The organism is Pandoraea fibrosis, assembly GCF_000807775.2.
Lineage (GTDB): Bacteria > Pseudomonadota > Gammaproteobacteria > Burkholderiales > Burkholderiaceae > Pandoraea > Pandoraea fibrosis.
This window is the reverse complement of the sequence record NZ_CP047385.1, coordinates 4,208,321-4,230,899: the sequence shown is the minus strand read 5'-3', so window position 1 is coordinate 4,230,899 and position 22,579 is coordinate 4,208,321. Positions and strand designations below refer to the sequence as shown.

21 protein-coding genes are annotated in these 22,579 nt (G+C 63.8%); 18 read left to right on the top strand and 3 right to left on the bottom strand.

Features of this window, described 5'->3' with window-relative positions; genetic code table 11:
- Positions 1-66: 66 nt before the first annotated feature.
- From PI93_RS18640 to ftsB, 9 genes are all read left to right on the top strand, one after another.
- The gene (locus PI93_RS18640) at positions 67-1,320 is read left to right on the top strand and encodes a lipoprotein-releasing ABC transporter permease subunit (protein WP_039373668.1); all 1,254 of its coding nucleotides are present in this window, start codon (positions 67-69) and stop codon (positions 1,318-1,320) included.
- Positions 1,313-2,038 (top strand): lipoprotein-releasing ABC transporter ATP-binding protein LolD, encoded by a 726-nt coding sequence (gene lolD / locus PI93_RS18635; protein WP_052240915.1) that lies wholly within the window; start codon positions 1,313-1,315, stop codon positions 2,036-2,038. Before PI93_RS18640 ends, lolD begins: the two co-directional genes overlap by 8 nt.
- Before the next feature lie 211 nt (positions 2,039-2,249).
- Entirely contained in the window at positions 2,250-3,098 is an 849-nt protein-coding gene (locus PI93_RS18630) for a TatD family hydrolase (RefSeq protein ID WP_039373666.1), read from the top strand.
- Positions 3,099-3,142: 44 nt separating this feature from the next.
- Positions 3,143-5,977, top strand: a complete 2,835-nt coding sequence (locus PI93_RS18625; protein ID WP_052240914.1) for a DNA internalization-related competence protein ComEC/Rec2 — start codon at positions 3,143-3,145, stop codon at positions 5,975-5,977.
- A gap of 238 nt (positions 5,978-6,215) precedes the next feature.
- Positions 6,216-7,046 carry an alpha/beta fold hydrolase gene (locus PI93_RS18620; RefSeq protein WP_039373665.1) on the top strand — a complete coding sequence of 277 codons (831 nt, stop codon included), beginning with the start codon at positions 6,216-6,218 and terminating at the stop codon, positions 7,044-7,046.
- A gap of 179 nt (positions 7,047-7,225) precedes the next feature.
- Complete coding sequence (locus PI93_RS18615) at positions 7,226-8,884, top strand: CTP synthase (RefSeq protein WP_039373664.1); 1,659 nt, start codon at positions 7,226-7,228, stop codon at positions 8,882-8,884.
- A 36-nt stretch (positions 8,885-8,920) separates the two neighbouring features.
- Positions 8,921-9,775: a 3-deoxy-8-phosphooctulonate synthase gene (gene kdsA, locus PI93_RS18610; protein ID WP_039373662.1), complete on the top strand. Its 855-nt coding sequence runs from the start codon at positions 8,921-8,923 to the stop codon at positions 9,773-9,775.
- Positions 9,776-10,163: 388 nt separating this feature from the next.
- Positions 10,164-11,447, top strand: a complete 1,284-nt coding sequence (gene eno / locus PI93_RS18605; protein WP_039373660.1) for a phosphopyruvate hydratase — start codon at positions 10,164-10,166, stop codon at positions 11,445-11,447.
- 73 nt (positions 11,448-11,520) lie between these two features.
- Positions 11,521-11,952 (top strand): cell division protein FtsB, encoded by a 432-nt coding sequence (gene ftsB / locus PI93_RS25015; protein ID WP_039373658.1) that lies wholly within the window; start codon positions 11,521-11,523, stop codon positions 11,950-11,952.
- Between the two features lie 83 nt (positions 11,953-12,035).
- Here ftsB and PI93_RS18595 read toward each other — a convergent pair whose 3' ends face one another.
- The 3 genes from PI93_RS18595 to PI93_RS18585 all read right to left on the bottom strand — a co-directional run bounded on the left by PI93_RS18595 (position 12,036) and on the right by PI93_RS18585 (position 14,250).
- Complete coding sequence (locus tag PI93_RS18595) at positions 12,036-12,461, bottom strand: hypothetical protein (protein WP_158453309.1); 426 nt, start codon at positions 12,459-12,461, stop codon at positions 12,036-12,038.
- A gap of 116 nt (positions 12,462-12,577) precedes the next feature.
- On the bottom strand, positions 12,578-13,513 hold the full coding sequence (gene hslO / locus PI93_RS18590) for an Hsp33 family molecular chaperone HslO (protein WP_039373654.1): 936 nt from the start codon (positions 13,511-13,513) through the stop codon (positions 12,578-12,580).
- A gap of 212 nt (positions 13,514-13,725) precedes the next feature.
- The gene (locus PI93_RS18585; RefSeq protein ID WP_039373653.1) at positions 13,726-14,250 is read right to left on the bottom strand and encodes a gamma carbonic anhydrase family protein; all 525 of its coding nucleotides are present in this window, start codon (positions 14,248-14,250) and stop codon (positions 13,726-13,728) included.
- Between the two features lie 49 nt (positions 14,251-14,299).
- On the opposite strand from PI93_RS18585, the gene PI93_RS18580 reads away from it, so the two are divergent.
- The 9 genes from PI93_RS18580 to bamC all read left to right on the top strand — a co-directional run bounded on the left by PI93_RS18580 (position 14,300) and on the right by bamC (position 22,573).
- Positions 14,300-15,295 (top strand): ferritin-like domain-containing protein, encoded by a 996-nt coding sequence (locus PI93_RS18580; protein ID WP_080759362.1) that lies wholly within the window; start codon positions 14,300-14,302, stop codon positions 15,293-15,295.
- An 81-nt stretch (positions 15,296-15,376) separates the two neighbouring features.
- Positions 15,377-16,267, top strand: a complete 891-nt coding sequence (locus PI93_RS18575) for an alpha/beta fold hydrolase (protein ID WP_039373652.1) — start codon at positions 15,377-15,379, stop codon at positions 16,265-16,267.
- A gap of 120 nt (positions 16,268-16,387) precedes the next feature.
- On the top strand, positions 16,388-17,221 hold the full coding sequence (locus PI93_RS18570) for a 3',5'-nucleoside bisphosphate phosphatase (RefSeq protein ID WP_039373650.1): 834 nt from the start codon (positions 16,388-16,390) through the stop codon (positions 17,219-17,221).
- 12 nt (positions 17,222-17,233) lie between these two features.
- On the top strand, positions 17,234-17,860 hold the full coding sequence (locus PI93_RS18565) for an L-threonylcarbamoyladenylate synthase (protein ID WP_039373649.1): 627 nt from the start codon (positions 17,234-17,236) through the stop codon (positions 17,858-17,860).
- Positions 17,861-17,933: 73 nt separating this feature from the next.
- Positions 17,934-18,599, top strand: a complete 666-nt coding sequence (locus tag PI93_RS18560; protein WP_039373648.1) for a site-2 protease family protein — start codon at positions 17,934-17,936, stop codon at positions 18,597-18,599.
- 25 nt (positions 18,600-18,624) lie between these two features.
- Complete coding sequence (locus PI93_RS18555) at positions 18,625-19,827, top strand: tryptophan--tRNA ligase (RefSeq protein ID WP_039373646.1); 1,203 nt, start codon at positions 18,625-18,627, stop codon at positions 19,825-19,827.
- Positions 19,824-20,420, top strand: coding sequence for a class I SAM-dependent methyltransferase (locus PI93_RS18550; protein ID WP_039373644.1), 597 nt, complete (start codon positions 19,824-19,826; stop codon positions 20,418-20,420). Before PI93_RS18555 ends, PI93_RS18550 begins: the two co-directional genes overlap by 4 nt.
- A gap of 42 nt (positions 20,421-20,462) precedes the next feature.
- Positions 20,463-21,380, top strand: coding sequence for a 4-hydroxy-tetrahydrodipicolinate synthase (gene dapA, locus PI93_RS18545; protein WP_039373642.1), 918 nt, complete (start codon positions 20,463-20,465; stop codon positions 21,378-21,380).
- Positions 21,381-21,430: 50 nt separating this feature from the next.
- Positions 21,431-22,573, top strand: a complete 1,143-nt coding sequence (gene bamC / locus PI93_RS18540) for an outer membrane protein assembly factor BamC (protein ID WP_039373641.1) — start codon at positions 21,431-21,433, stop codon at positions 22,571-22,573.
- Positions 22,574-22,579: the final 6 nt, after the last annotated feature.

Below are 22,579 nucleotides of genomic sequence, written 5' to 3'. Positions count from 1 at the left end.
TCGGGCGCCGGTGCAGACCGGCGCCGGTACGCTCCGATCGATCCTTATCAAGAATCAGGAATCCGTTTGAAATTCCCATACGAATGGCAGATCGGCTGGCGCTATACGCGCACCGGCAAGCGATCATCCGGCAACGGTTTCATTTCCTTCATTTCCTTCATCTCCATGGCCGGCATTGCGCTGGGCGTGGCGGCGCTCATTGTGGTGCTCTCGGTGATGAACGGCTTTCAGAAGGAAGTTCGGGACCGCATGCTCTCCGTGCTGGCGCACATTGAAGTCTTCGCGGTCGATGGCAACCTGCCCGACTGGCAGCGCACCGCCGCCGAAGCACTTCAGAACAAGAACGTGATTGCCGCCGCCCCCTACGTGGGCGAGCAGGCCATGCTGACGCGCGAGGACAACGTGCGTGGCGTGGTGCTGCGCGGCATTGTTCCCAGCGAAGAGGCCAAGGTGTCCGATCTCGGCAAGCAGATCACGCAGGGCTCGCTGGCCAATCTGACGCCGGGCAGCTTCGGTATCGTGCTCGGGCGCGAGCTGGCGCGCGCGCTGGGGGTGACGATCGGCGACAAGATTACGCTCGTGGCGCCGCAGGGAACGATCACGCCTGCCGGGGTGCTGCCGCGCGTGAAGCAATTCACCGTGGTGGCGATCTTCACGGCGGGGCACTATGAATACGACAGTTCGCTGGCACTCATCGACCTGCACGATGCCGAGACATTGTTCCGTCTCGATGGTCCGACGGGCGTGCGTCTGAAAATTCAGGACATGGAGCAGGCGCCGCTGGTGGCACGCGAGTTGGCGAAAACGCTGACCGGCAACATGTGGGTGCGCGACTGGACGCAGCAAAACAAGAACTGGTTCATCGCCGTGCAGACCGAAAAGCGCATGATGTTCATCATCCTGACGCTCATCATTGCCGTGGCGGCCTTCAATCTGGTGTCGTCGCTCGTGATGACGGTGACCGACAAGTATGCGGACATTGCCATTCTGCGCACGCTCGGTGCACAGCCCGGCTCGATCATGAAGATCTTCATCGTGCAGGGCGTGACCATCGGCTTCGCCGGGGCGTTGCTCGGGGTGGCGTTGGGTTGTCTGGTGTCAGTTAATATCGGCACCATCGTGCCGTTCATCGAGCGCTTGCTTGGCATTCACTTCCTGCCGCAAGACATTTATTTCATTTCCGAATTGCCTTCGGATCTGCAATCGTCGGACGTGATCCGCATCGGGGTGATTTCCTTCATTCTCTCGGCGCTGGCGACGATTTACCCGAGTTGGCGTGCCTCGCGCGTCAAGCCGGCGGAGGCCCTGCGCTATGAGTGACGCTAACCAATCCCTGGCCCCCGTGCCGAACCTCGCCTACGACGGCCCGGTGCTGCGCGCGCGCGATCTGCACAAGACGTTCCGGCAAGGCCAATTGAATGTAACGGTGCTGAGCGGCGCGAGTCTCGAGGTTATGCCTGGTGAGAAGGTGGCGATCGTGGGCGCGTCGGGGTCGGGCAAGAGCACACTGCTGCACGTGCTTGGCGGGCTCGACGATCCGTCGCGCGGTGAGGTGTCGCTGCTGGGCAAGCCGTTCTCGTCGCTCAAAGAGCGCGACAAGACGGCGCAACGTAATCAGTCGCTGGGCTTCGTCTATCAGTTTCACCATCTGTTGGCCGAATTCTCGGCGCTCGATAACGTGGCGATGCCGCTGCGTATTCGCCGTCTGCCGACGGAGCAGGCGCGCGCAACGGCGCAGGCGATGCTCGAGCGTGTCGGGCTGGGGCCGCGCATGAAACATCGTCCGTCGGAGTTGTCGGGGGGCGAGCGTCAGCGGGTGGCGATGGCGCGGGCATTGGTCACGCAGCCCGCCTGCGTGCTGGCCGACGAGCCGACCGGCAATCTCGACGGGCATACTGCCGAGACGGTGTTCGAGCTGATGCTCGAGTTGTCCGAAACGCTGAAGACCAGCTTTGTGATTGTGACGCACGATATCGATCTGGCTCGTCGGTGCGACCGCGCATTGCGGCTGCGCGACGGGGTGCTGGAACCGGCTTGATTGCCCTGGGGGCGGGCGCACCAGCCCGCCGATGTTGGACGATGTTGGCGAAGCGCCGGGGGCATCCCCGGCGTTTTGCTTTTCGGCGGTTGGCGGGGTGGCGTCAGTTTCGGCAACGTCCTAGACCGTAACGCGGTGTTGTCCGATGGTCATCGACCGCATGGCGTGCGAGTCTTGTCATCGTAGAATTGACGCTCAAGGACACCTGACCATGTGGATCGATACCCATTGCCATCTCGATGCGGCCGAGTTCGACGCCGACCGTGCAACTGTCATTGCCGAGGCCACGGCTGCGGGCGTGGCGGGGCTCGTGGTGCCCGCCGTCGAATGCGAGACATTCGATGCGGCGCGCGCTGCCGCAGGGGCCATCGCCGGCGGCGCCTATGCGCTGGGCATTCATCCGTTGTACACGCCACGGGCGCGCGACGAGGATATTGTCACGTTGCGTCGTGCGGTCGAACGGGCGATGGGCGATCCGCGTTTCGTCGGCATTGGCGAAATCGGACTGGATTTTTTCGTCAGGACGCTGGACCCCGAGCGTCAGCAGTTCTTTTATGTCGAGCAGTTGAAGATCGCACGCGATTTCGATCTGCCCGTCATTCTCCATGTGCGCCGTTCGCAGGATGCTTTGCTCAAGCAACTGCGCATCTTCACGCCGCGCGGCGGCATCGCGCACGCCTTCAACGGCAGTCGGCAGCAGGCGGACATGTTTGTCGAGCGGGGCTTCTGTCTCGGGTTCGGTGGGCAAATGACGTTCGACCGTGCGTTGCAGATTCGCCGCCTCGCGGTGGACATGCCGCTCGATGCACTGGTGCTTGAAACCGACGCGCCCGATATTGCGCCGGAATGGCGCTACAAAGAGCGCAACAGCCCGGTGGAGCTTCCCCGTATTGCGCGCGTGCTGGCGGCGCTGCGTGGCGTGTCGACAGACACGTTGTCGCAGGCGACGTGTGCCAACGCGTGGCGGGTGTTGCCGCGACTGCCGGGAGCCATGGCCATGACGCCCGGTGACGGACCTGCCGTTGTCACTTCCCTGATCGCCAACGAACCTGCGCGCTGACGCTGTGGCGTCGCGCGGTGGTTGAGACATGACGCGGAGACGTCATGAGACTGGTGCTGCTTGCGTGGGTCGCAGGTGTCTGGTGGTTGCAACAGGCGTCGGCGCTTCCCGCGGAAAAATGGTTGGCTGCGGCGACAGGCCTTGTCGTGGGCGTGTTGGCGGCGTGCATCTGCTGGGCAGTGATGCGAAGCCGACGTGCCGCTGGGGTCCCGTCGGCGGGGGCCGGCGCTCACCTTGACCAAGGGGATGCATCTGCCGGCGCCGGATGGCGTCAACGGTGCGCGGTGACGGTGCTTGCGCTTTGTGCGGGTGTGCTGGGGTATTCGTGGGCGGCGTTTCGGGCGGAAGCGCGATTGAGCGATCGGTTGTCTGCCGGGCTTGAGGCGAAGGATCTGATGGTGGTCGGCACCGTGGCGGCGTTGCCCGTGCCGACGGGCGACGGACTGCGATTTGCATTCGATGTGGAGCATGCATATCTCGTGACTGACGAGTGCGTGGTGCCCGCGCCGGACGTGCAGGAGGCTGGGCCAGCGGCGCGGGACAGCCGACGACACGCTGAAGGCGGTTTGGCGGGGTGCCGCGCGGTGCATGTGCCGAAGCACATCGAATTGGTTTGGCCGGGGCGCGCTTTCGGTCGTCAGCCGGGCAAAAGCAATCGTGACGCGGGGCAGTCGCAACGTCTGTTACCCCGCAGCGAGGTGCCATCGGGCGCCGGACGTCCGCGAGCCGGCGAACGATGGCGGCTGCCCGTGCGCCTGAAGCCGCCGAGAGGTTTCGCGAACTGGCACGGATTCGACGCCGAATTGATGGCACTCGCCCGGGGCATCCGCGCGACGGGATATGTCCACGCGTCCGATGGCGCACGTCGGCCGCTGGCGGCAAGGGGCGCATGGCGTGTGCAATCCGGGCCCATGCCGGGATATCGATTTGCCGCTTGGCGCGAGCGATTGCGTGACGATTTTCGCACCGCGCTTGGGCCATCGGCACGGTACGGTGGCGTGTTGATGGCGCTCGCGCTGGGAGAGCGCGGCGACATTGCCGATGACGACTGGCAGGTGTTTGCCGACACCGGCGTGAGCCATCTGCTGGCGATCTCGGGGCTGCACGTTTCGCTCGTTGCGGGGGTGTTCGCGGCGGTTGTCGGAACATTCTGGCGACGGGCGTGCGGCCGGCGATTCTGCTTGCCACTGTGGTGGCCGGCGCCGAAGGCCGCAGCAGTGGCCGGTCTGCTTGCTGCCGTGGCATACGGCGCGGTGGCGGGGTGGGGCGTGCCGGTACGTCGAGCCGTCGGTATGGTGGCGATTGTGGTGCTGGCTCTGCTCAGCGGCCGATTTGCTGCGCCATCCTACGTGCTGATGTGGGCGTTGGCTGTCATCGTCACGCTCGATCCGTGGGCAGTCGTCACGCCGGGCTTGTGGCTCTCGTTCGGTGCCGTGGCTGCACTGGTTCTGGCGGCGAGACGTCGCGATCGATGGCGCAAGGCGGCGCAGAGAGCCATGCCATATGCCGTCCTCTGGCAAGCGGCGCGCGCCCAGTATGCGGTCACGATCGGGCTGGTGCCGTTGACGCTTGCATGGTTCGGCGCCGTGCCGTTGCTGGGGCCGCTGGCGAATGCCGTGGCCATCCCGGTGATGACATTGATCGTGACGCCACTGGCGCTGGCGAGTCTGCTTCTGCCCGCGACGTTGGCGTACTGGGCCCTGGCGTTCGCGCATGGCGTTGTCGTCTGGCTGGCGGAATGGCTTGGCATGCTCGCCGCATTGCCTTGGTCGGTGTGGCGTGCTGCTGTGGCGCCGGGGTGGGTGCAACTGGCGGCAGTCGGCGGCGTGATCCTGTGTCTTGTGCCGCTGCCCGTGGCATGGCGCAAGGTCGCGGTTTTGCGGGCCGGCATACGCGTTGCGGGCTTTGCGTTGATGGCACCGGCCTGGCTGGCGTCGTCGCCGCGCCCGGGGGCAGAGGGGTTTCGCGTCACCATGCTCGATATCGGACAAGGCAACGCCGTGCTCGTCGAAACGGCAACACGCACGCTGCTCTTTGACGCCGGGCCGCCGTTGGGCCGGCGCAGCGATGCAGGACGTCGCGTGATCGTGCCCTATTTGCGAGCGCATGGGGTCGGACGGCTCGACCGGCTCGTCGTCAGTCATGCCCACGACGATCACTTTGGGGGGGCGTTGAGCGTACTGAAGGCGTATTCGCACGCACAGGTATTTTCCTCGCTGCCGGCAACGCATCGGGTACGCCGGGCCGCAGGGGCGCATCGGACATGCCTAGCGGGGCAACAGTGGACGTGGGACGGCGTGACGTTCCGCTTCTTGCACCCGGACCCGGCGACGTTGCGCGAGGGTTGGGACGGGCGCATCGGGCCGAACGGCGTGAGTTGTGTGCTGCGCGTATCGAACGGCAAGCACAGCGCGCTACTTGCGGCGGATGCCGAGGCGCCACAGGAGCACGCCATGCTGGCACGATACGGCGCGCGTTTGCGCTCGGACATTCTGCTCGTGCCGCATCACGGGAGCCTGACCTCCTCGACGGCGGCATTCGTGGCCGCCGTGTCGCCGGACCACGCGGTGTTTCAAACGGGTTACCGCAATCGGTTTGGACACCCGAGGCCTGCCGTCGTCGCGCGTTATCGGGCAGCCGGTGCCCGCATCTGGCAAACCGTGGCGCATGGGGGCGTCCGGTTTTCGATCACGAGAGACGGGGTCGAGGTGCAGTCCTATCGTGCGGATTACCGGCGCTACTGGCACGCTGCCTTAACGGGCGAGTCTGATGAGCCGGGCATCGTGAGCAGGGTAAGTGCCGCCGATGCTCCGGATGCCCCAAATGCAGTGTCTGTAGGGGAAATCGGCAGCGAGCCTCTCGGCGGTGCCGATGTCTGAACCTGCCGTCGTAGTGCCGTGGCCTTCGAGATTCGACGGAAACCTCTACCGGCACTCGACGGACGGTTCGCTAGAATGGTCCGGCAAGTGCCGCGCGGCCGGATCTTCCCACCGCGTCTTCCAGCCGTTGCTCCGGGAGACCGGACGGCGCGGGCCGGGTGAGGGAGCGGCGAGCATGGCGCTCCGGGGCGCATCGGCAAAACGCCCGCCGGGACGACCCGGCAACATAAAGCATTCCATGACAAGAGACATCATCCATTTTTCGCACGGCAATGGTTTTCCTGCGGGTGTCTATCGCAAGATGCTCGGTGCGTTGGCCGACGAGTACGATGTACGCGCCATCGACCGTATCGGTCACGATCCGCGCTACCCCGTCACTCCCGGCTGGCGCTACTTGCGCAACGAACTGGTCGACACGCTCGTGCGCCAGTATCACGGGGAACCGGTCTGGCTCGTCGGGCATTCGCTCGGCGGTTTTCTGAGCCTCATGGCGGCGCTCAAGGCGCCTCAGTGCGTGCGCGGTGTGGTGATGATCGATTCTCCGATCGTCACGCCGGGCTGGCGCACGCAGATGCTGCGTCTGGGGCTGCTCACCGGGCTCTACGAACGGCTCTCGCCTGCCGGTGTGACCAAGCGACGTCGCGATCGCTGGCCTGACTGGGAGGCGGCGTGGCAGCATTTCGCCAGCAAACCCGCGTTCGCCAGTTGGGACCCCGACGTGCTGCGCGACTATATCGACTGCGGCACGTTGCCGACGGGCGACGGCGAGGCCCGGCGCCTGGCCTTTGCTCGTGAAATCGAATACCGGATCTACCTGACGCTGCCGCCGCTGCTCGCCGTTCGGGCATTGCGCGGCGTGCCGGTGCCGGTGGGCTTTCTGGCGGGTACCGAATCGCGCGAGTTGCGCCAGGCGGGCATCGGCGCGACGCGCCGCATCGTGGGCACCCACTTGCGTTATGTTCCCGGCACCCATCTCTTCCCGATGGAGCGTCCGTTGGAGACGGCCGCCGCTGTGCGGGACATGCTCGCGGAGCTGCGCGGCGAGCATCGCCGCCCGCTTGCTGCATGATGTTTGCGCGGCCCGCCCGCGTGCCGGGGTAGCCGGGGCAGGCAGATTCGCGCCGTGGCGCGTCGATCGTGACGGGACGGCGCGCGCGATGCCTGTCAAGGCCAAAATTTGCCGCGCCGCACGTCGAGGGCAGGGCGGCTTTCGGGTATAATCCGGCTTTCCCGCGAGCAATTACTGCGATGACCAAATTCGTTTTTGTCACGGGCGGCGTGGTTTCCTCTCTTGGTAAGGGAATTGCTGCCGCATCTCTGGCCGCGATTCTAGAATCACGTGGCCTCAAAGTCACTCTCCTCAAGCTTGACCCCTACATCAACGTCGACCCGGGCACGATGAGCCCGTTTCAGCACGGCGAGGTGTTTGTCACTGAGGATGGTGCGGAAACCGACCTCGATCTGGGCCATTATGAGCGCTTCATCAGCGCCAAGATGCGTCGTGCGAACAACTTCACGACGGGCCAGATTTATGAATCGGTGATCCGCAAGGAGCGCCGTGGCGAGTATCTCGGCAAGACCGTTCAGGTCATTCCGCACATCACCAATGAAATTCAGGCCTTCGTCGAGCGCGGTGCGCGTTCGACCTGGGACGGCCATCCGGACGTGGCCATCGTCGAAATCGGCGGTACGGTCGGCGATATCGAATCGCTGCCGTTCCTCGAAGCCGCACGTCAGATGAACCTGCGCCTGGGCCGCAACAGCGTGGCCTTCGTGCACCTGACGCTCGTGCCGTACATCGCGACGGCTGGCGAGCTCAAGACCAAACCGACGCAACACAGCGTGCAGAAGCTGCGCGAAATCGGTATTTCGCCGAACGTGCTGCTGTGCCGCGCCGACCGTCAGATTCCGGAAGACGAGTGCGCCAAGATTTCGTTGTTCGCGAATATTCCGCAGGACGCCGTGATCTCGGTTTGGGACGTCGACACGATCTACAAGATCCCGCAGATGCTCCATGACCAGGGCATGGACAAAATCATCTGCGACGAACTGAAGATCGAAGCCAAGCCGGCCGACCTGTCCATGTGGACGCGTCTGGTGCACGCCGTCGAGAATCCGAAGCACGATGTCACCATCGGTATGGTCGGCAAGTACGTCGATCTGACCGAGTCGTACAAGTCGCTCATCGAAGCGCTGCGTCACGCGGCCATCCACACGGAAACGCGCGTGAACATCGAGTACATCGATTCCGAACAGATCGAGAAGGATGGCACGGATGCGCTCAAGCATCTGGACGCCATTCTCGTGCCGGGCGGTTTCGGTCGCCGTGGCACCGAAGGCAAGATCAAGGCGATCCGCTACGCTCGCGAGAACCGCGTGCCGTATCTGGGCATCTGCCTCGGCATGCAACTCGCCGTGATCGAATTCGCGCGTGACGTGGCCAAGCTGGCCGAAGCCAACAGCACGGAATTCGACCCGTCGACGCCGCATCCGGTCGTCGCCCTCATTACCGAGTGGCAGGATCGCGATGGCAAGATCGAACAGCGTACCGAAGATTCGGATCTGGGCGGCACGATGCGCCTGGGCTCGCAGCGCGTGCCGATCAAGACCGAAACACTGGCCTCGCGGATCTATGGCGACACGGTCAACGAGCGTCACCGCCATCGTTACGAAGTCAACAACCACTACGTCCCGCAGCTCGAAGCCGCTGGCATGGTGATCTCGGCACGGACACCGACCGAGAACCTGCCGGAGATGATGGAACTGCCGCAGCAGGTGCACCCGTGGTTTGTGGGCGTTCAGTTCCACCCGGAATTCACCTCGACGCCGCGCGACGGCCATCCGCTCTTCAAGGCTTACGTTGAAGCGGCGCTGGCAGGTCAGCAAGCGCGCAAGAAGGCTGCCTGAGACTGAGCCGCCGCGAGCGAGAGACAAGGAGTTCCCATGAAACTGTGCGGTTTCGAGGTTGGCCTGGATAAGCCGTTTTTCCTGATCGCAGGCACCTGCGTTGTCGAGTCGGAGCAAATGACCATCGACGTCGCAGGGCAGCTCAAGGAAATCACGAGCGCACTCGGCATCCCGTTCATTTACAAGTCGTCGTTCGACAAGGCGAATCGCAGCTCGGGCAAGTCGTTTCGCGGCCCGGGTCGTGAGGCTGGCCTGAAGATTCTCGAGGAAGTGCGCCGCCAACTCGGCGTGCCGGTGTTGACCGACGTGCATACCGAAGAGGACGTGGCAGTGGCCGCGCCCATCGTCGACGTGCTGCAAACGCCCGCGTTCCTGTGTCGTCAGACCGATTTCATCCGTGCCTGCGCCCAGTCGGGCAAGCCGGTGAATATCAAGAAGGGGCAGTTTCTCGCACCGCACGACATGATCAACGTCATCGACAAGGCCCGCGACGCCGCGCGCGAAGCCGGTCTGCCCGACGACGTTTTCATGGCGTGCGAGCGGGGCGTCTCGTTCGGCTATAACAATCTGGTCTCGGACATGCGCTCGCTGGCGATCATGCGCGAGACCGGTGCGCCGGTCGTGTTCGACGCGACTCACTCGGTGCAACTGCCGGGCGGTCAGGGAACTAGCTCGGGCGGTCAGCGCGAGTTCGTGCCGGTGCTCTCGCGTGCCGCCGTGGCCGTGGGTGTGTCGGGCTTGTTCATGGAGACTCACCCGGACCCGGCCTGCGCATTGTCGGACGGCCCGAACGCCGTGCCGCTCGGGCGCATGCGCGAACTGCTCACCACGCTCAAGACCATTGACGCGGCGGTGAAGCAGGGTGATTTTCTGGAAAATAATTTCAACTGAAATGAGACACGCCGTCCTGGGGCCAATATCAGTACGCCCACAGGACGGGTATAGCGCTTCGACGCCTTGGCAGTACGGCGTCGAATCGTTAAGCTTGTCGCGCAGCGGTCATCCGTGGCCGCAGCGAGGGCGAGCCCTGGAGGAGATGCCCGTGTGCCGTACGCCGAGCGCACCGTCCATCGAATGTCTCGCAGGCCGCCGTGCCTCATTTCGAGGCGCCGTTGTTCCCCCGTCTATGTATTGTCCGGCCGGTGTGCGCGCGAGCGCGGCACCGGTGCTCACGTCAGGATCGGCGCATGCGCCCGACGTGCGTGCGGCATATGACGGGCCACTGCGGCGCGATGCAGGTTCCCTTTAGCGTTTTTGACATTCAGTTACCGAGGAATACATGAGTGCAATCGTAGATATCATCGGGCGCGAAGTGCTGGACTCGCGCGGCAATCCGACGGTCGAGTGCGACGTGCTGCTGGAGTCGGGCGTGATGGGCCGTGCGGCAGTGCCGTCGGGCGCATCGACCGGCTCGCGCGAAGCGATCGAACTGCGCGATGGCGATAAGGATCGCTATCTTGGCAAGGGTGTGCAAAAGGCAGTCGAGCACATCAATACCGAGATTTCGGAAGCGATCATGGGCCTGGATGCAGCAGAGCAAGCCTTCCTGGACAAGACCCTGATCGAACTCGACGGCACCGACAACAAGTCGCGCCTCGGCGCGAATGCCACGCTGGCCGTGTCGATGGCGGTTGCCAAGGCCGCCGCTGAAGAGGCCGGCCTGCCGCTGTATCGCTATTTCGGCGGTTCGGGCGCCATGCAAATGCCGGTGCCGATGATGAACATCGTCAACGGTGGCGCGCACGCCAACAACAGCCTCGACATTCAGGAATTCATGGTGATGCCCGTCAGCCAGACGAGCTTCCGTGAAGCCCTGCGTTGCGGCGCCGAAATTTTCCATGCGCTCAAGAAGATCATTTCCGACAAGGGAATGAGCACGGCGGTGGGCGACGAAGGCGGTTTCGCACCGAACTTCGCCTCGAACGAAGAGTGCCTGACGACCATTCAGCAAGCGGTCGAAAATGCAGGTTACCGCCTGGGCGACGACGTGCTGCTGGCGCTGGATTGCGCGTCGACCGAGTTCTTCAAGAACGGCAAGTACGAACTGGCCGGTGAAGGCCTGTCGCTGACCTCGGAAGAGTTCGCCGACTACCTCGCCAACCTGTGCGACAAGTTCCCGATCGTCTCGATCGAAGACGGCATGTCGGAAGACGACTGGGCCGGCTGGAAGATCCTGACCGAGAAGCTGGGCAAGAAGGTGCAACTGGTCGGCGACGATCTGTTCGTGACCAACACGAAGATCCTGAAGCAGGGCATCGAGCAAGGCGTTGCCAACTCGATTCTCATCAAGATCAACCAGATCGGTACGCTCACCGAGACCTTCGCCGCCATCGAAATGGCCAAGCGCGCCGGTTACACGGCCGTGGTGTCGCATCGCTCGGGCGAAACCGAAGATTCGACGATCGCCGACATCGCCGTGGGCACGAACGCCGGTCAGATCAAGACCGGGTCGCTCTCGCGTAGCGACCGTATCGCCAAGTACAACCAGCTGCTTCGCATCGAGGAAGATCTGGGCGATATCGCTTCGTATCCGGGCAAGGAAACGTTTTACAATCTGCGCTAATTCCGTTTCCCCGGGAAACTGAGTCGCGACGCCGGTCGAGACACACTTCCCGGAATTCTTGCCAGGCGAAAGCATGCGAATGGTGACCTTGGTACTGGTGCTGCTTCTGTTAGCGATCCAGTATCCGCTCTGGTTCGGCCACGGTGGTTGGTTGTACGTGCACGAACTGCGCGACGAGTTGAGCGCCGAACAGCAGAAGAACGAGCAGTTGAAGGAACGTAACGATCGCCTTGCCGGCGAAGTGCAGGATCTGCAGGAAGGCACGGCGGCGATCGAGGAACGCGCTCGTTTCGAGCTGGGCATGGTCAAGGACGGCGAAGTGTTCGTGCAGTTCGTCGCACCGGACGGCACCGGGGGGCCGCAGGCGGCATCCGGCGCAGACGCGCCGCGCGTGTCGTCGACCGAGCCCGCGCACAAGTCGGTCGCGGCCGCGCCGCCGGCCGCTACACCCTCGTCCCAGGCGAAGGGCAAAGCCCAATCGGCGCACAAGACTCAGCATCACTGATCGCCGTTGGCATGGCACGCAGACGGTAAAACGAAAAGGCGTTCCCTCGGGAACGCCTTTTTTATTCCATCTCGCCCGACCGGTCAGAAGCCGAAGCCAATGCCAACCGACGAGCGGGGTCCGTACCCACCTGGCCCATACCAACCCGGGCCGTACCACCCTGGACTTCCCCAGCCACCGTAGAAATAAGCATTGCTGTTGTAGCTGCGCAGGGCGTCGTCGAGTGCGCGCTGCGCACGCTCGCGCTCGATGGTCGTTTCCTGCTCGTCGTAGATGCGCTGGTTTAGTCGCGTCAAGTCTTGCTTCTGCGCGTCGGTCATGGCCGGGGCGTCTGGCGCCTGCGGAAGTCGGGCGGCGGGCGCGTCGGGCGGGGGAATCTGGAGTTGTGCGCAGCCGGCGACCAGCGCCAGCAGCAGGGCGCTGCTTGCCCCGACGACTGCACGAACAGAACGAATTCTCCGGGCGTGTAGCGAGCCGGCGGCGTGGGTATTGGGAGTGAGTCGCGACATGAACGAATCCCCGTGGGTTGGCAGCGTGGGCGTAAGGCCTGAGGCCTTACGCCCTATCCGACGTGAGATTCACCGCGACGCGGGGCGTTCCGCGCGCCGGTAAATCCTGGCGTCCATCAGTGCTGGCCGGACGGTGCCGCGTGCGACTGCTCGGCGAAGAGCTGCGCCGCGTCCACCTTGTCGAAATGATAGGTCTGACGGCAGAACTCGCAAGCCACTTCAACGTTCGGACGCTCGTCGAACACGCTCATGACTTCCGCTTCGCCGAGCGTGCGCAGCATGTTGGCGACCCGCTCGCGCGAACAGGTGCAACGGAACGCCGTGACCTGCGGCTCGAACACGCGCACGGTCTCTTCCCAGAACAGACGATGCAGCAGTGTTTCCCGGTCGGTGCTCAGCATTTCGTCGCGCTTGAGCGTGTTGCCGAGTTGGCAGACGCGATTCCACGTGTCTTCGTCCAGTTCGGGCGCACGCTCTGCACCGGCGCCTGCCGTGCCCCCGTGACCGGGCAGCTTCTGCAGCAGGATGCCGACGGCATGATTCTCGTCCGACGCCAGCCAGAGGCGCGTGTCGAGCTGCTCCGAATGGTGCATGTAGTGCTCGAGCACCGACGCCATGTCCGGCAGGGGGCCATGCTCGTCCGACAGCGGCACGATGCCCTGATAGGGTTGCTGGCCCGGTTGCTTGACGCGCGGGTCGAGCGTGATGGCGAAGTGCGCGCGGCCGTTGACGTTGACGAGCGACTTGAGCGTCGCATCCTCGGGAATCTCGCCGCTGTACTTCGCCGTTGCACGCATCGTCAGGTCGGCGTTGCATTCGACCACGATCATGGTGACGGGGCCGTCGCCGTGCAATTGCAGAATCAGCGCGCCGTCGAACTTCACGTTGGCGGTGAGGAGGGCCGCAGCGGCCATCATTTCGCCGAGCAGGTGACGCACCGGCAGCGGGTAGTCGTGACGTTCCAGCACCGCACGCCAGGTGGCGTCGAGGCTGACGTACTCGCCGCGCACCGGGGCGGCGTCGAACATGAATTTCTGAAGTTGATCGGACACGGTTGAATTCCTGAAAAATGCGGCAACGGCCGTCTGTGGGGCGGGCGATGGGCGGGAATGAAACCCGCACGAACGGACCCGATTTCGCACAACAGCCGGTGATTGGCGCGTCAATGTTGCGTTATCTGGGGGCGCGCACCGCATTTTCAACTCGCCGGCAAGCGCAGGCCTGCGCGCCGGGTTGTCAGCGCGGGCTGCGGCCGGTGGTTCGCTCAGCCGATGCGCACCAGTTGTTCCTTGAAGACCTGACGCCGCGTCGCGTAGACGTCCGCGTTACGTTTGAGGTTGGCGACTTCCTCGTCGGTCAGCTCGCGCACGACCTTGGCGGGCACGCCCAGAATCAGAGAGCGGTCGGGGAACGTCTTGCGTTCGGTGACCAGCGCCCCTGCGCCGACCAGACTGTCGCGGCCGATGACCGCGCCATTGAGCAGCACCGCCTGAATGCCGATCAGCGAGTTTTCACCCACCGTGCAGCCGTGCAGCATCGCCTGATGGCCGACGCTCACGCCATTGGCCAGCGTGAGCGGATAGCCCGGATCGGCATGCAGGACGGCACCCTCCTGCACGTTGGTGCCCACGCCGACCTTGATCGGCTCGTTGTCGCCGCGAATCGCCACCCCCGGCCACACGCTGCTGTTTTCAGCGAGAATCACCTCGCCGATGATGGTGGCAGTGTCGGCCACGAAAGCACTCTCGTGGATCTGCGGGGTCTTGTCTCCAAGTTTATAGATCGGCATAGCGGCTTCGGTTCGCGGTTAAAATCGACGAAATAGCTATTGTAACGTCATGGCCGATTTCACTCCCGCGCCCGGCGGCGATGCCGCCTGCAACGCCGTCTCCGGCAATTTCCCCGATCGCTCCCGGAGCGACCATGCTGGCGCCGTGTCCGGCTGCGCCCGTGAGCACGCGCTCGCCTTGCTGCGGCTGTGCGATCCCTACGAGAAGGCCGCGGGCGTCACGGCACTGCGCGATGCGGTGCGCGACGGTACGGCGCGCTGGTATCCGGAGCGCCGCTTCGATGTCGTTGAAGCGGGCGGGGCGGCCGAGGCGCCTGAAACTGCGGATTCAGCCGGTTCGCAGGAAGGCGTGAGCGGGGCGCAAGGGTGCGACGCCGCCATTCCGGGCCGCCCGGCACGCCCTCGGTTGGTTTCCCCGCGCGAGCTGAAGCACCGTGCCGTCACGTCGGTGGAAGGGCGTGCCGCGTTGCTGCACGCCCTTGCCCATATCGAATTCAACGCGATCAATCTTGCGCTCGACGCCCTGTGGCGCTTCGACGGCCTGCCCGCCGAGTATTACGACGACTGGCTGAAGGTCGCCGCGGAGGAGGCGTATCACTTCTCGCTGCTTGCGGCGCATCTGAAAACCCTGGGCGATGCGTATGACTATGGCTGCTTCCCGGCGCACGACGGGCTGTGGGAGATGGCCCGCAGGACGTCCGGCGACTGGCTGGCGCGCCTCGCCCTGGTGCCGCGCACGCTGGAAGCGCGCGGATTGGATGCCAGCCCGCCGATCAGGGCCAAGCTGGCCAGCGCGGGCGACGCCGCCGGTGCTGCCATTCTCGACATCATCCTGCGCGATGAAATCGGGCATGTCGCCATCGGCAATCGCTGGTACCGCTGGGGTTGCGAGCGAGCCGGATGCGATCCCATCGAGACCTACGCGCGGCTGGCCGTCCAATACAGCGCACCGCGTTTGCGAGGGCCGTTCAATTTGGAGGCGCGCCGGGCGGCGGGCTTCGACGACGATGAACTCGCGGCCCTTCAAGTTCAGGCAGGCGAGTGACTGCGCGACCCATGGGCCAATTTTGATGCCGATATACTCGGTGTTCCTCCATCGTTTCGATATTCATTATCTGCCAGCGCCATGACCGATTCGCGATCCGAATTTCTGACTGTGCGCGGCCTGCGCCATCATGTCCGGCAGTGGGGCACGCCCGGTGCGCCGAAGCTGTTCCTGCTGCATGGGTGGATGGACGTGTCGGCGTCGTTCCAGTTCGTGGCGCAAACGCTGGCGCAGCAATGGCACCTGCTCGCGCCCGACTGGCGCGGCTTCGGTCTCACTGACTGGCCCGTTGCCGACGGCCGTTGCGGCAGCTACTGGTTCCCCGACTATCTCGCCGACCTCGAAGCGTTGCTCGACGTCTATACCGAACCCGGCGAAGCCATCAACCTGATCGGTCACAGCATGGGCGGGAACGTCGCCTGCCTGTATGCCGGTGTGCGCCCGGCACGGGTGCGACGTCTCGTGAATCTGGAGGGCTTCGGTCTGCCGCCGTCCCAGCCGATCGCGGCGATCCGCCAGCTCGGCCGATGGCTCGACGATTTGCAGAGTGTGCCGACACTGCGTCCGTATGGCTCGCTGGAAGAAGTGGCGGCCCGACTGCGCAAGACGAATCCGCGCCTCACGCCCGACCGGGCAGTGTGGCTGGCGCAGCGGTGGGCGCGCCAGGCGCGTGACGGCCAATGGCATTTGCTTGCCGATGCCGCGCACAAGATCGCCAATCCGTACCCCTACCGGCTCGACGAAGCGAAGGCTGTATGGAGCAACGTCAGCGCGCCCGTGCTGCATGTCGAGGCAACGGATTCGGAAGTGTTGCGACACTTCGTCGGGGCGCACGGCACGGAGGCCTTCCGCGAGCGTTTCGAGGTCTTTCCGAATTTGACGGAGGCCTTCGTAAGCGACGCGGGCCATATGCTGCATCACGATCAACCGGAAGCGGTGGCCCGGCTGATCGACGACTTCTGCCGGGCGTAAGCTGGCACTGGCGCGGGGCAACTCGCGTCGCGTGCACTTGAGCGGTAGAATAAGGCCGTCATTACAACGTCTTGCGCCGGTGTCAGGGGTGTCGGACGTGTCACAGCCTGGCGGCTCATCATGCTCAACGCGGATCTTCATTGTCATTCCAAGGTTTCGGACGGTACGCTTACCCCGTCTGAAGTGGCGCAGGTCGCATTCGAGGCCGGCGTCGACCTGTGGGCGTTGACGGATCACGATGAGATCGGCGGTCAGCGCGAAGCGCGTGCGGCGGCCGAGTCGCTTGGCATGCAGTATGTGAGTGGCGTGGAGATTTCCATCACCTGGGCCAACCGCACCGTGCATATCGTCGGGCTGAACATCGACCCGGACAATGCCACGCTGATCGACGGCCTTGCGGCGACGCGCGGCGGACGCGCGGCACGAGCCGAGCAAATGAGCGAGCAGTTGGCGGCGGCAGGCATTCCGAACGCCTACGAAGGGGCGCTGCGCTACGTCGGCAATCCCGATCTGATTTCGCGCACCCACTTTGCGCGCTATCTGGTGGAGATCGGCAAATGCGCGTCGGTGTCGGACGTGTTCGCGAAGTATCTTGCGGAAGGTCGTCCCGGCTATGTGCCGCACCGTTGGGCGACGCTGGAAGACGCCGTGAAATGGATTCGTGGTGCGGGTGGCATTGCCGTCGTGGCGCACCCGGGCCGCTATAAATTCTCGCCGCTGGAGTTCGGGGTACTGTTCGATCAGTTCCGCGAACTGGGCGGTGAAGCGATCGAAGTGATTACCGGCAGCCACACGCCGGAGCAGTATCGCGAGTATGCCGATGTCGCGCGTCAGTACGATTTTCTGGCGTCGCGCGGCTCGGATTTCCATGGACCGACCGAGAGCCGTGCGCTGCTCGGTAAGCTGCCTGCGCTGCCCGACGATCTCACCCCGGTCTGGAGCCGCTGGCAGTAACCTTCGGACGCTATGTCGCAATTCTTCCAGATTCATCCGGAAAATCCCCAGACACGACTCATCAAGCAGGCCGCCCAGATCATCGATAAGGGTGGCATTGTGGCGTTGCCGACCGATTCGAGCTACGCGATTGCCTGTCATATCGACGACAAGCTGGCCGTCGATCGTTTGCGCCGCATTCGCGGCCTCGACGAGAAGCAATTGCTGTCGCTGCTGGTGCGCGATCTGTCGGAGCTGGCGGAGTTCGCCATCGTCGACAACCGGCAGTACCGCCTGATCAAGGCGACCACACCGGGCCCTTACGTCTTCATCCTCGAGGCGACGAAGGAAGTGCCGCGTCGTCTCTCGCATCCCTCGCGAAAGACCATCGGTTTGCGTGTGCCGGAGCATGCCATTACGCTCGCGTTGCTTGAGGAGCTGGGGCAGCCGTTGCTGGCCACCACGCTGATTCTGCCGGACGAAACCGAGCCGCTGAACGACCCGGAAGAGATTCGCGAGCGGCTGGAAAAGCAACTGGATCTGGTGATCGACGGCGGCGCGTGTCCGAAAGAGCCGTCGACGGTGGTCGATCTGACGGTCACGCCGCCCGAGGTGTTGCGTCGCGGGCGCGGCTCGCTGACGCCATTCGGACTCTCGTGACGGGACACGTCCCATCCGCTTCGCAATGCGCGGTAATACTTGCGCGCGGGTCTGCTTGTTACAATAGCCGGCTATGAATGCAGACCTGATCCAGACCATTGCGGTCTACGCGCTCCCCGTCCTCTTTGCAATCACCTTGCACGAGGCCGCGCACGGCTACGTCGCGAAACATTTCGGCGATCCGACCGCCTTTTTGATGGGGCGCGTGACGCTCAATCCCCTCAAGCACATCGATCCGATCGGTACGGTGCTCGTGCCGCTGGCGCTTTACTTCATGACGAGCGGGGCGTTCCTGTTCGGCTACGCGAAGCCGGTGCCGGTGGCATTCGGCAGCCTGCGCAACCCGCGCGTCGATACGATCTGGGTGGCGCTCGCCGGTCCGCTGTGCAACTTCATTCAGGCAATTCTCTGGGCCGTGTTCGGCCTGGGCCTGCAAGTGGCCGGCGTTCACGAGCCGTTCTTCATGATGATGGCGCAGGCGGGGCTGTTGGTGAACCTCGTCATGTGCATGTTCAACCTGTTCCCCGTGCCGCCGCTCGACGGCGGGCGTGTCCTCGTGTCGTTGCTGCCGGCGCGTGCGGCCTACACGCTCTCGCGGGTCGAACCCTACGGCTTTTTCATCGTGATGGCGCTGGTGGTGAGCGGCGTGCTTGGACGTGTGTGGCTGTGGCCGCTCATCCAGTGGGGGCGAGACCTTATCGTCTGGATGCTCACGCCGCTGCTGTCGCTGGTTTCCTGAAGTTTTTGCAGAACATAACTAGACCATGTACCCCGAACGCGTTTTCTCCGGCATGCGACCGACCGGTCGCCTGCACCTCGGCCACTACCACGGCGTGCTCAAGAACTGGATTCAGCTTCAGTCGGAGTACCCGTGCTACTTCTGCGTGGTCGACTGGCATGCGCTCACGACGCACTATGAAACGCCGGAAGTCATCGAGCAGAACGTATGGGACGTGCTGATCGACTGGCTGGCCGCCGGGATCGATCCGAATCAGGCCACGCTGTTCATTCAGAGCAAAGTGCCCGAGCACGCCGAACTGGCGTTGCTGATCGGCATGAGCACGCCGCTGGGCTGGCTCGAACGCGTGCCGACGTACAAGGAGCAGATCGAGAAGCTCAAGGAAAAGGACCTGTCGACGTATGGTTTCCTGGGGTATCCGGTCCTGATGGCGGCCGACATTCTGCTGTACCGTGCGCTGCATGTGCCGGTGGGCGAGGATCAGGTGCCGCACGTGGAAATGACGCGCGAGATCGCACGGCGCTTCAACTATCTGTACGGCCGGGAAGCCGGCTTCGAAGAGAAGGCGCTGGCGGCGGCGCGCAAGCTTGGCGGCAAGCGCTCGAAGCTGTATCTGGAGCTGCGCACGGCTTATCAGGAGCAGGGCGACGACGAGGCGCTCGAGCAGGCTCGTGCGATGCTTTCCGAGTCGCAATCGCTGTCGCTGGGCGATCGCGAACGCCTCTTCGGCTATCTGGAGGGGGCGCGCAAGCTGATTCTGGTCGAGCCGCAGGCATTGCTCACGCCGGCGTCACGCATGCCGGGGCTCGACGGTCAGAAAATGTCGAAGTCCTATAACAACACCATCGGTCTTCGCGAGGACGCCGAGTCGATCACCAAGAAAGTACGCACGATGCCGACCGATCCGGCGCGCGTGCGTCGCACCGATCCGGGCGACCCCGAGAAGTGCCCGGTATGGCAATTGCATCAGGTGTATAGCGACGACGATACGCGCGACTGGGTGCAGAAGGGCTGCCGCAGCGCGGGCATCGGTTGCCTCGAGTGCAAACAGCCGGTGATCGAGGGCATTCTGCGCGAGCAGCAGCCGATGCTCGAACGTGCACAAAAATACATGGACGATCCCTCGTTGCTGCGTGCCATCGTGGCGGACGGTTGTGAGAAAGCTCGAAAATCCGCGCAGGAGATCATGCGCGACGTGCGCGAAGCCATGGGGCTGCAATATTCATGACGGATGCTGCCGTCTCCGGCGCGATGCATGGCGTTGGCGCACCGTCGCCGTGGCTGGTGCGTTGGGCGCATCTCATTGCGCCGGGCGCGCGCGTGCTGGATCTGGCGTGCGGTCATGGGCGTCATGCGCGTTGGCTTGCGGCGCGCGGGGCGCATGTCACGGCCATCGATCGCGACGAGGCAGCGCTTGCCACGATGTCAATGCTGGCAAACGTCACGACACTGACCGCCGATCTCGAGGGGGCGCCGTGGCCGTTGGCTGCCGAGGCAACGTTCGATGCTGTCGTCGTGACGAATTATCTGCACCGGCCGCTGCTCTCGCGCATCGCCACCAGCGTGGCGCCGGGCGGCGTGCTGATTTACGAAACCTTTGCGCAGGGAAACGAAAGATACGGGAAGCCGTCCAACCCGTTGTTTCTGCTGGCACCCGGTGAATTGCTTGACGCGGCGCATGCGGCAAATCTGCGCGTGACGGCGTATGAGGACGTCACGTTGCCGGCACCGCGTGCGGCATGCGTGCAGCGCTTGTGCGCAACGCGTGCCGCCCCCGGGGAAAACCCCGGCACTGCCGCGCTGTACGAGGCGGGCGCGTAATCCGCTACAATCCACCCTTATCGCTGAATTGTTCGATCAACCATGACTACCCAAACTCCGATTCAAGGCAGTATCGTCGCGATTGTCACGCCGATGGCAGAAGACGGCAGCCTTGACCGTGAAGCACTGCGTAACCTGATCAACTGGCATGTCGACGAGGGGACCGACGGCATCGTCATCGTCGGTACGTCGGGCGAATCGCCGACCGTGAACGTCGAAGAGCATTGCGAACTCATCGAGATCGCCGTGCAGCAAACGGCGGAAGCCGGCAAGTCGCGCGGCCGCAAGGTGCCGGTGATCGCGGGCACGGGTGGCAATTCGACGGCAGAAGCCATCGAACTGACGAAGCATGCGAAGCAGGTCGGCGCCGACGCGTCGCTGCAGGTCGTGCCGTACTACAACAAGCCTACGCAGGAAGGCCAGTACCAACACTTCCGCGCCATTGCCGAAGCCGTTGAGCTGCCGGTCATCCTCTATAATGTGCCCGGCCGTACCGTGGCAGACGCCAGCAACGATACGCTGCTGCGTCTGGCGCAAGTGCCCGGCATCGTTGGCGTGAAAGACGCCACGGGCAATCTGGATCGTGGCATCGACCTGATCCGGCGTGCCCCGAAGAGCTTCGCCGTGTATAGCGGCGACGACCTGACGGCTGTTGCGCTCATGCTCATGGGCGGTCAGGGTAATATCTCGGTCACTGCCAACGTGGCACCGCGTGCGATGCACGAGTTGTGCGTCGCTGCGCTGGCCGGCAATGTGGCCAAGGCACGGGAACTGCAATTCCAGTTGTTCGAACTGCACCGTGCCATGTTCGTCGAAGCCAATCCGATCCCCGTGAAGTGGGCGCTGCAACAGATGGGCATGATCGCGTCGGGCATTCGCCTGCCGCTCACGCCGCTTGCGCAGGCGTATCAGGACACGGTGCTGGGTGCCCTCAAGTCGGCCAACATCGCCGTTGTCTAAGCTGTCGTTCAAGCACCCGGGTTCGATTGCCCACCCTTTTTTTGCGACTCATGAAACGAATCGTCAGTAATTCCGTAGCTCGTCCCGTGCTGGCATGGGCCGCTATTGCCTCGTTGGCCCTCGTCGCCGGATGCAGCTCCCTCTCGAGCGCTTTGTCCTCAGATAAGGTGGACTATAAAAGCTCGAAGACCGGCCCCTCGCTCGACGTTCCGCCGGATCTGACGAATGTTCAGGCCGCTGACCGCAAGTACGTGACGCCGGCCGGTACCGCCACGCTGTCGACCTACGAGACCCAGCAGAAGGTCGTGGCAACGAATCCGACGGACACCGTGCTGCCGGCCGTGCCGGGCATGAAGGTCGTGCGCGATGGCAACGAACGCTGGCTCGTGATTCAGAAGGCCCCGGGCGATCTGTGGCCGACGCTGCGCGAATTCTGGCAAGAGAACGGTTTCGTGCTCACGATCGATTCGCCGGACACGGGCGTGATGGAAACCGATTGGGCAGAGAACCGCGCAAAGCTGAATCAGGACATCATCCGCGATCTGCTCGGCAAAGTGATGGACGGTCTGTATTCGACTGGCGAACGCGACCGTTTCCGTACCCGCGTGGAACGTGATCCGAACGGCGGCACGGACATTTACATTACGCACCGTCGCATGGTGGAAGTGTTCACGAACTCCCAGAAGGACACGACCAAATGGGAGCCGGCGCCGAACGATCCGGGTCTCGAGGCCATCTTCCTGACCAAGCTGATGCAGCGTTTCGGCGTGCAAACCGAGCAGGCACAGGCGCAGGTCGAAGGGGCCAAGTCGGGTGTGCCGACGAGCCAGGTCGTGAAGACGGCCGACGCAGCCTATCTCGACATCAACGAGCCGTTCGATCGTGCATGGCGTCGCGTGGGCGTAGCGCTCGATCGCGGTAACTTCACCGTGGACGATCGTGACCGCGCGAAGGGTCTGTACTTCGTGAGCTATGTCGATCCGGCAACGCTTGCCAAGGACAATGGCTTCTTCTACAGCCTGTTCCATGCGAAGGAAGTGCAGGACAGCAAGAAGGCCAAGAAGTACAGCGTGAACGTTCAAGGTCGTGGCGACAGCCAGACGCGCGTGCAAGTGCTCGACGACAAGGGTAACGTCGACAACTCGCAGATCGCGCAGACGATCATTAGTGTGATCGGCAACCAGCTCCGTTAAGGCGGG